At 67.0% G+C, this 9,076-nt stretch carries 7 protein-coding genes; 4 read left to right on the top strand and 3 right to left on the bottom strand.

All coding sequences use genetic code 11. The annotated features are described in order from the left end of the window. Positions 1–197: 197 nt before the first annotated feature. Both IEZ21_RS37415 and IEZ21_RS37410 read left to right on the top strand, forming a co-directional pair. Positions 198–680 carry a DUF4231 domain-containing protein gene (locus IEZ21_RS37415; RefSeq protein WP_189326277.1) on the top strand — a complete coding sequence of 161 codons (483 nt, stop codon included), beginning with the start codon at positions 198–200 and terminating at the stop codon, positions 678–680. A gap of 78 nt (positions 681–758) precedes the next feature. After that, positions 759–1,007: a DUF7660 family protein gene (locus IEZ21_RS37410; protein WP_189326276.1), complete on the top strand. Its 249-nt coding sequence runs from the start codon at positions 759–761 to the stop codon at positions 1,005–1,007. A 743-nt stretch (positions 1,008–1,750) separates the two neighbouring features. Here IEZ21_RS37410 and IEZ21_RS37405 read toward each other — a convergent pair. Together IEZ21_RS37405 and IEZ21_RS37400 are read right to left on the bottom strand one after the other, a co-directional pair. Continuing rightward, positions 1,751–2,002 (bottom strand): hypothetical protein, encoded by a 252-nt coding sequence (locus tag IEZ21_RS37405; protein WP_189326275.1) that lies wholly within the window; start codon positions 2,000–2,002, stop codon positions 1,751–1,753. 27 nt (positions 2,003–2,029) lie between these two features. Then, entirely contained in the window at positions 2,030–3,085 is a 1,056-nt protein-coding gene (locus IEZ21_RS37400) for a collagen-like triple helix repeat-containing protein (RefSeq protein ID WP_189326274.1), read from the bottom strand. 858 nt (positions 3,086–3,943) lie between these two features. Between IEZ21_RS37400 and kilB the strand changes: the two genes are divergently transcribed. Both kilB and IEZ21_RS37390 read left to right on the top strand, forming a co-directional pair. After that, positions 3,944–4,408, top strand: coding sequence for a plasmid transfer protein KilB (kilB, locus tag IEZ21_RS37395; RefSeq protein WP_189326273.1), 465 nt, complete (start codon positions 3,944–3,946; stop codon positions 4,406–4,408). 403 nt (positions 4,409–4,811) lie between these two features. Then, positions 4,812–6,584: a hydroxysqualene dehydroxylase gene (locus IEZ21_RS37390; protein ID WP_189326272.1), complete on the top strand. Its 1,773-nt coding sequence runs from the start codon at positions 4,812–4,814 to the stop codon at positions 6,582–6,584. Between the two features lie 349 nt (positions 6,585–6,933). On the opposite strand, the gene IEZ21_RS37385 is transcribed toward IEZ21_RS37390, so the two are convergent. Next, positions 6,934–8,637, bottom strand: a complete 1,704-nt coding sequence (locus IEZ21_RS37385; RefSeq protein ID WP_189326271.1) for a tyrosine-type recombinase/integrase — start codon at positions 8,635–8,637, stop codon at positions 6,934–6,936. Between the last annotated feature and the right edge of the window lie 439 nt (positions 8,638–9,076).

Below are 9,076 nucleotides of genomic sequence, written 5' to 3'. Positions count from 1 at the left end.
ACGCCCCATACCACGTCAACGAGCCCAAGCCCCGGAAGCAACACGTAGATTTCCGACGGCCCCAGGTCAGAGCCACCTAGACCGCGCGATCACCTTCCCTAGTAGGGGCTATTGAGCGGCTACGCTAGGCGCGCGATGCCAGGGCAGCGTCTCCCGGGGGGCGAGCCGCAAGGTGGCGACAGAGCTTTGGGGGCGGAGTGCAGCCGGACAGCGGACTAGATATTGGTCTCAGCCCGAGGGAAGCGGCCGCCCTCCTGCTGGACAAGATTCGTCAGGGCAACGGCTACGCCCGCGGCAAGAAAGAGCGGTTCGGTCGAAGCGCCTCCGTCACCAAGGTGGCGACGCTTGTACTGTCCGCTGCGTCCACCGTCATCCTGGGCCTGCAGAATCTCAACGCGTGGGCTGGTCTGGCCTTGGCGTGTATGGCGCTGGTGACGTTGCTAGGAGCCGTCGAGCCGTTCTTCAATTGGCGCTCCCGGTGGGTTCTGATGGAGGAAGCGCAGTACCGGTTCCAGCGGCTTGCCGATGACCTCGAATACCTCGTGGCATCGACGGCCGCCGACGAGCTCACGTTCGATCAGCTGGACGAGATCTTCGGTCGGTATCAGGCGATCTGGGACGACCTAAGCCGCACCTGGCTGGAGCATCGTCGGGAACCCGCGCCATCGACCAATGCCTAGCGGTGCGCGCATCTCCAGGCTGCGACCCGGTCAAACTCACGTGGCAAACGATCAAGATCACCGAGTACCGTGCCGCGCATGACCGCGTCTCCTGACCACGTCAGCAGTAGAGAAGACCCTGCGTCCTTCGTCCGCGCCCTACACCACAGTCAAGTCGAAGAGGGCCGGTCCTGGGAGAACCAGGACCTCGCTGCGTTCCTGGAGGCCCTGGTTGCATGGATCGACGACGCGGACGGCTGGTACAGCAATGCCGGCCACGAGTTGCCCGCCAACGGTGACTGGCGTTTCTTTGCTCGGGCCCTACGGGCGGCGACCGTGTACGAGTAGAACTCACGCGCTTGGTCAGCGTCCGGCGAGGCACCAGAGGGACGTGCCAGATGCGTGCCAGATCTCGCGGAGAACCACGGGGAACAGCGGGGAACAAGTCGGCAACGCCCCGGGCTCCGTTCCAGGTCTGTTGCAGGTCAGGACAGTTACCGCCTCCCGAGAACCCAAGCTTCCCAAGCTGAGAGCGCGAGTTCGATTCTCGTCACCCGCTCCAGAGAGAAATCCCCAGGTCGAGCACCCGGGGGTTCTTTGTTGTCTAGACCGGTGCGAAGGGCGCGCACAACCGCACCATTAGCTCTCGTCAGCCTCCTCGTTGTGGTGCGCGGGTCGGCGTGGAGGGTCGTCGTTGTGGTGCTTCGCACGCTGCGCGCGCAAGGTCGTCGAGACCGGCGGCGACCTCCCGTTGCCGTTCGTCGTCGGAGTGCTGATAGATCAGTGCGGACTTCTCGCACCGATGAGAGCGAGGCCGCCGGCTGATCTCCGGCCAGCTCTTGCGGCCCTCGGTCCACACCATCCGGCACTGGCTTGGCCGCCACTCGCCTCAATGCCCGCCGCCCTGTGGAGAACCGTCCTGATCTACGAGTTATGGCGTCGGCTCTACCAGACCCGCGCCCTGGCCAGTCATTGCCGACGCCGCGGAGACCCGCTCCCGGACCTCCTCCGACTCTGGTCCCACCACCGGCCGGTCCCGCCCGAAGCGGAAATCACCATGTTGTCGACTCCGTGACCGTTGGCACTGCGAATCACCCGTCCGTGTCGTCGTCACCGCTCCGCCCGGCCTCCGGTTCCCTGGTGAGCCGGGTCGCAAGGTGGTAGGCGACGGTGACGTCCTGGTATTCCTGACCGGGGATGACCGGGTCCGGTAGGTGGGTCCGGTCGCTGTGGCTCGTCGACTCTCGCTTCCTGGTGCCGGGGAAGCGAACGACTGTCTGGGGTTCCTGCGTGAAGCGGAGCCGTTCGGCGTGGACCGTCGACCGGAACAAGATGTCCCCCACTGGGCTCCCGGCTCCCGCCCCTCGCGTTCAGGGCGGCTCCTCCGGCTCCCTGGCGGTACGTAGGCGACTGGATCTTGGCGGCAGCTTCCCGTCCTCTCCGCGCACCCGGCGCGTGCGGGTGCCGCCTTGACTCCGGCCGGCCCGGCCCCGCTCTCCCTCCGCGCCCTTGCGCGCCGCACGCGGCTCGGCCGGCTCGGTCCGTTCAGCGGTGGCGTTCGCCGTCTCAGCAGCGTCCGCAACGGCGTGGCCGCCGCCCTGTACCGTGTCGCCTGCCGCTTCCGTCACACCCGCGGCCTGTCCGGCCACGCTCCCGGCGGTGCTGCCCACCGCCTCGCCGGCGCTTCCGACGGTCCGGCTCGTCTCATGGCCGACATCCTCCACCGCGCGCCCGGCACCACCGCCCACGTCCTGAACGGCCCTCCCGGCTCCCTGACCGACATCCTGCGCCACGGAGCCGACGCCCCGGCCCACGTCCTGGACAGCAGTACTGGCGCCCTGCCCCACGTCCTGAACGGCCCTCCCGGCTCCCTGACCGACCTCCTGGACGGCCCTTCCGGCACCCGTACCCAGCTCCCCCACGGCCTGACGGGCTCCGCCGCCGACATCTTGTACGGCGGACCCGATTCCACGCGCCAGCTCGTGCAGGATCTCCGGGTTGCGGTCGAGAGTGGTGAGCACTCGGTCGATGATCTTCGCGACGTGGTGGAGACGCACCTTGAGCTGGGCCTGTGCCTCGACACCCGAGATGCCCAGGTGCACCCGGCCGAGCGAGACATCGGCGCCCACATTCAGTTTGAGCAGATCCAGCACCTCGGCCTGCAGCGAGACATGAGCCCGCAGATCCTCGACGTCCAGGTCGATCTCGTCGACCTTCAGGATCGGAACGTCGAGGAAGACGTCAGGGCTCGCACCGGCTGCGTCCTCCTCGTCGTAGGACGCCGGCTCCTCTTCGAACGATGCCGACTCCTCGTCGTAAGCCTCGGGATTGGCGTGCTCGTCACTGTCCTCGGCGTCGAGTTCGTCACCGTGTTCGTCGTCGTAGTCCTCGACGGAGCCCTCGTCGTTCTCGGCGTTGCCACGCATCGCCACGCCTCCGCGGTTTTGGCGTATGTTTCGACCATTTTCATCCATTGTGGTCATTGATGCGCGGTAGGTACCGTCCGCCCAAGCGAGGGCGATGGCCGCCAGGCGTGCTTGGATGGGTTCGTCTGACTCAGCAGAGTTGGGCTGACGCGCAGGTCAGATGGGTTAAAGGACTGGGCTGGCAGGCACGCGGAGCGGCAAACGGGCGCTCCGAACGAGACGTGATGATTTCGCCGGACAGCTGACCGGACAGGACGCGGAGTCCCGGCAGCGCAGGCGCACCACATCGCCACGTTGAGCGTCGGCACGAAGGTCCTCGCCAACCGGTGTCCGGCGAACCCTCCCTCGACTGGAACATCCTCACCGTCGGCACTGAGGCTGTGGGGACAGACCGCGTGCCAGATCGCGCGGGGAACCACGGGAAGCGCAGTCAGAGGGTGTGCTCTACAGCGCCTTCCACGCGCCCGACCATGGCCGAGGGCAACTCACGAGCCCGGGGAGGAGAGAGCACGGCGGAAAGGGAGGCGGCAATCCGCGCTGTGGCGCGCCGCGCTGTCCACGTGCACTGGGTACGGGAGCGGCCTGACAAGCCGACCTGGCGGGACCGGCTTCACTCCCAGGTCCGCGACCAGGGAACCCGTGATGGCCGCCCGTCTCAGTTTCCGTCTCATTCAGCGCCGTTCGCGGCCGTTCAGACGAGACCGGAGGCTTCAGCCGTTCAGACGACCGGCCGCCCGTGAACGCAGGTGAACGGCCCCGTCCGAAGCCCTCGGGGCCACCACCACAGTTGGAAATCGTGTTGGTGTGAGAGCGGAACGGGTACTGCGCCCCTTCGGCGATACGTGATCAGCTTGGGGTGTGGAGACCATCATCGCCAGTGCCATAGCCGTTCTGGGGACCCTGCTCGGCTCGGGGCTCACCCTGGCGTTTCAGCACCGCACCACCGACAAGGGGCATCAGTTCACGCGCCATGAGAGGCTCCGCCAGGAGCGACTCGATGCTTACTCCGCCTACGCCGGCGCACTCATCAACTACCGCCGCTGCCTGGTACATCTCTGGTTCTGCGAACACGAACAACCACCACACGAGGACCCCGGCGTGGTGCGAGTCCGCGCATACGACCTGCGCTCCAGCGCCCAAGAAGCTCTCTTCCGGGTGCAGATGCTCACCGATGACGAAGCCTTGAGCGAGGCGGCAGAAGCTGTACTTGCGGACGTAACAGCCCTGCCCAAGACGGACAGCAGAACCGAACTGGACCGGCGCAGGGTGAAGACCCGCGACGACATCAGTCGACTGGTCAGAGCGTCCAAGCGCCATCTCTGATGCGCCTGCCAACGCGCCTGCACGTACGGTCAGTCCGTCAGAGCCGGGCGCCGGGCGGGCCGCACCACAAGCGCACCAGATGAGGCGGGGAACAGCGGGGAATCACGGTGAAAGCGGCCCAGCCTGAGGAGGCGGCAACCGGGGCGTTCCTTGAGGTCATTGCCCGGAAAGCATCGAATGATCGCAGCTTCCCAAGCTGAGAGCGCGAGTTCGATTCTCGTCACCCGCTCCAATGAAGACCCCAGGTCACTGACCTGGGGTCTTCATTGGAGCGGGTGACGCAAACGCGCCACATTCGCGCGCATGCCCACGTCAGTCATGTCCATGCCTTCCGCGTCGAGGGGTACTCCCTTAGGCTCCTCCGCCGGACCACAGGCGTTACCGACGGTAGGGGAGACCGGTCATGGGGCGAACGGGCAGCACTCGACGCACCTTTGTGGTGGGGGCCGCGGCCGCAGGCGGGGCTGTGGCGCTGGGCACCGGCACGGCGGCTTCAGCGGCACCGGCGCAGGGACGGCAGCAGGCCGTCGCCGTGCTCGGCGGTGGCGTCGCCGGGCTGACCGCGGCGCATGAACTCGCCGAGCGGGGCTTCGCGGTGACCGTCTACGAGCGCCGGGCGCTCGGCGGCAAGGCCCGCTCCATGGACGTACCGGACAGCGCGAAGGGAAGCCGCAAGCCACTGCCCGCGGAGCACGGGTTCCGCTTCATCCCGGGGATCTACCACAACCTCCCCGACACGATGCGGCGCATCCCCTTTCCCGGGAACGCAGGCGGCGTCTGGGACAACCTGATCGCACCCAAGGAGATGATGTTCGCGCGGAACAACGGCCGCGAGGATCTGCGGATACCCATCCCCGGGGAGAAGGAGCCCGCCGAGCTCACCCTCGACGACATCAGACGCGCCCTCACCGGCCTCCTGGAGACGGGATTCAATCTTCCTCTCCATGAGATCGCGTACTTCGTGAACCGCGCCGTCGTCTTCCTGACCAGTTGCGACGCGCGCCGCAACTCCACCTGGGAAGCCACCCCTTGGTGGACTTTCGTACGCGCCGGGCAGATGTCGAAGGAGTACCAGCGCATCCTCGCGGTCGGCGTCACCCGCAACATCGTCGCCACCAAGGCTGAGGAGGCCAGCACCCGCACGGTCGGCACCCTCGGCGAGGCCTTCGTTTTCAACGCGCTCGGCCGGGGTGCGGACGGCCCACCCGACCGGATCCTCAACGCACCCACCAATGAGGCCTGGATCGACCCCTGGGTGGCTCATCTCACTTCCCTGGGCGTGGAGTTCCGTATCGGCTGGACCGTGCACGAGGTGAGGCTGGGCGGAGACGGGCGGGTCTCCGAGGCCGTCATCGAGGATACGGACGGCGTCCTTCGCTCCATAACTGCCGATCACTATGTCTCCGCCATGCCGGTGGAGCACGCGCGGCGCACCTGGAGTGCCGGACTACGCGCTGCCGACCCACAGTTGGCACGCTGCGACAAGCTGCAGACGGACTGGATGACGGGCCTTCAGTTCTATCTGACCGAGACGCCGCCCGTGGTACAGGGCCACTTCAACTGCATCGACTCGCCATGGTCGCTGACCGCGATCGCCCAGGCCCGGCACTGGCCAGGGCGTGACTTCGCCGCCGACTACGGCGACGGCGTGGCCAAGGAGTGTCTGTCGGTGGATATCTCCGAGTGGGACAAGCCCGGCGTCCTGTACGGCAAAACGGCTAAACAGTGCACCCGCGAGGAGGTCGCACGCGAGGTGTGGGCACAGCTCAAGGACGCACTCAACGACACCGGCAAGACAGTGCTGCGCGACAGCACGCTGCACTCGTGGTTCCTGGACCCCGGAGTGGACGGGATCGGCACCCCGCACCCGACCAACCAGGACGAGCTGCTGATCCACCCCGTGGGCACGCTGCACAACCGCCCTTCGGCCAGGACCACGGTCCCGAACTTCTTCCTGTCCGGGGATTACGTCGCCGTGGACATCGACCTCGCCACCATGGAGGGCGCGAACGCCTCGGCCCGTCAGGCGGTCAATGCCCTTCTGGATCAAGCAGGTTCGAGTGCGCCGCGCTGCACGGTCACCCCGCTGTTCCGGCCGCCGGAGCTCGAGAGCCTCAAGCGCCACGACCACTTCCGCTTCAAGGCCGGCCTGCCGAACGCGTTCGACCTGGGGTGATCCAGTCGGGAGCGGTCGCTCGACCTGATCAGCCATGACGCCGGCGAGGGCACCCTTCTCGTCGCCCTCCCAGCTGCCAGCCGGGGAGCACTCACTCTGGAAAGCCGGGGCTCTGATCACCTACGGACAGCGGCCTGCTCGCCCAGCAGCCCCAGGTGCGCGTCGGCACAGCGGAACGCGCGCACCGGGCGGCCGCACCACAAGCGCACCAGATCAGGCGGGGAACAGCGGGGAATGGCGGTGAAAGCGGTCCGGCCTGAGGAGGCGGCAGCCAGGGCGTTCCCCCAGTTCATTGCCCGGACAGGCCTCGAATGATCGCAGCTTCCCAAGCTGAGGGCCCCGGGAACTGTCATAGCGGACGGCCGTCGGGACTTGCTCTGGTCGACGACATGCCCTGACGCCGTTCGGCGTTGGAGGCCTCCTCGTGGACCTCACGGACGACGGCACGACGACCTCGGCTGACCTCGATCAATCCGTCCTTCTTCAGCTGGGTGAAGGCCCGGTGCGCGGTGCCGACCGAGACGCCGTGGGCCTGGGCGATGTCGCCGACGGTGGGGACGTCCTCGCCGGGGAGCATCGTGCCGTCCTTGATGGCACCTGCGAGCTCTTGGGCGATCGCCTCCCAGGGAGCGAGTTCGCGAGGTGGGGCTGCCTCCACCTTGGTGGTCCTGCCGATGGGACCTACCTCCGTGTCCGGGCGGGCCTGGACGGCTGCCTCGCACTGGCCGCACAGGGCTTCGGCCCCGTCGTCGGTGACGACGAGCATCGCCCACAGCGACTCGTTTCCGCACCCGCAGACCAGGCGCAGCCCGTTGATGACGGTTGTGACCGGCTGCTCGGCGAGCAGTCCTTCTGGTACCGGGAGTTGCTTGGCGAAAGCGGTGACGGCCTGGCGGTCGGAGGTGGCTAGGAAGGCCGCGTAGTACTTCAGCGTGGTCGCGCCTCCGCCGCCGTGGCCGACGCGGCCGGCGACGGTTCGTACGTCGGCACCGGCGCCCAAGAGCTCGGTCACGTTGTACGCACGCAGGTCCTTCAGGCGGTGAGTGTGGATCTTCAGCTTCTCCGCGAGGCGGCGGTATCGCTGGCTGACGCTCGACGGCACGAGCGGGGCGGAGCTGTCGGCTTCGCCGGAGAACACGAAGGCACCGCGCGCGAGTTCACCGCCGAGCGCCTTGCAGCGTTCTTCAGCACGGGCTCGGTGGGCGACTAGAACTGAACGTGTGATCACGTCGATGGCCTGTTTGCGGCGCTGATGGGTCTTGGTGTCCTTGATTCGGCGGCCGTTGTTGGAGTGCTTCACGAAGAGCTCGAGCCGGTCGAGATTGATGTCCGACCAGCGCAACGCGCACATCTCGCCCCGGCGCGAGCCGGTCACCATCGTCATGAACAGGAACGTCCCCCAGTCCAGGTTCCGCTGCCAGGCCGCGTTGAGAACGAGGACCGCCTCTTCGGGAGTCGGTGGGTCGGGGTTCGGCTTGGGCTGGGAGGGAGGCTCGGCGAGGGCTGCGACGTTCGACGTCACGTAGCCCCAGCGCAGGCCGCGGTCGAGAGCGGGCCGCAGGATGAAGTGAATCTTCCGGATGGAGTTCGGTTCGAGGATCTGGCAGACGTGCTTCTGCTTGGTCTTCGGGTCGGTCTTGCCGTTGCGTCGGCCCTCGCACTGCTCGCGGCACTTCCGCAGCCGGGAGTAGAACAGCTCGAGCATCTCGGCGGTCAGCTTGCCGGTCTTAAGGTCGCCGAAGGTCGGCTTGAGGTAGTTGCGGATGATGCCCTCGGCCCGCTCGTACGACGTCTCGTCGAGCTCGGCGACGCCGAGCCAGCGGTCGAGGAGGAATGACATGGTCACCTGCGTCTTGGGGTGGCGCTTCTCGTCGACCTGGTGGAGGAGCCTCGTGCGCGCCTTCTCAGCCTCGGGCTCTGTCTCGGCCTGCTCGTGGAGGTAGATGTCCTTCTTCGTGAGCGGGTCACGCCCGGCGTAGACCCGGACCTGAAAGCCGGCCCCGTTGGGTCGGATGCTGCCGCGCTGACGTCGCTTGGGTGTCTTGGTCGCCATGGTTCTGGAACCTATTCATGGTTAATGCCATGGCTACGACGAACAGCGCGCCTACCCCTCAGAGGTAAACGCGCTGGTCAGACACTGTGCCCCCGGCAGGATTCGAACCTGCGACACCCGCTTTAGGAGAAAGCCAAGATCGCCTTTGAGGCTGTTGGGAGGGGAGTTGGCTGACCAGGCAGTAAGCCGGGCGCGTGGGTGAGGGGGCGTCAATATGGGCTCTGACCTGCGCGGATCCTGTCCCATCGAGTCCCGAACACTCCTGGGCACTGCCGAGGTGTCCCACGCACTACGTCCCCGTTGTGTCCCCGTCAGATGGGGCACGTCCCCGTTCTGTCCCCGTCGCGTCCCCGGTGGAGCGATACGGAGACTGTCGGTGTCCTGCGGCGATTTGAGGCACTGGCAGAGGGGCGGATCCCGTTCTGGTGAGCACCGCTCG

This window comes from Streptomyces flaveus (genome assembly GCF_014647675.1).
GTDB classification, from domain to species: domain Bacteria; phylum Actinomycetota; class Actinomycetes; order Streptomycetales; family Streptomycetaceae; genus Streptomyces; species Streptomyces flaveus.
The sequence above is the reverse complement of the archived record's forward strand: the minus strand, read 5'-3'. Positions and strand labels throughout refer to the sequence as shown.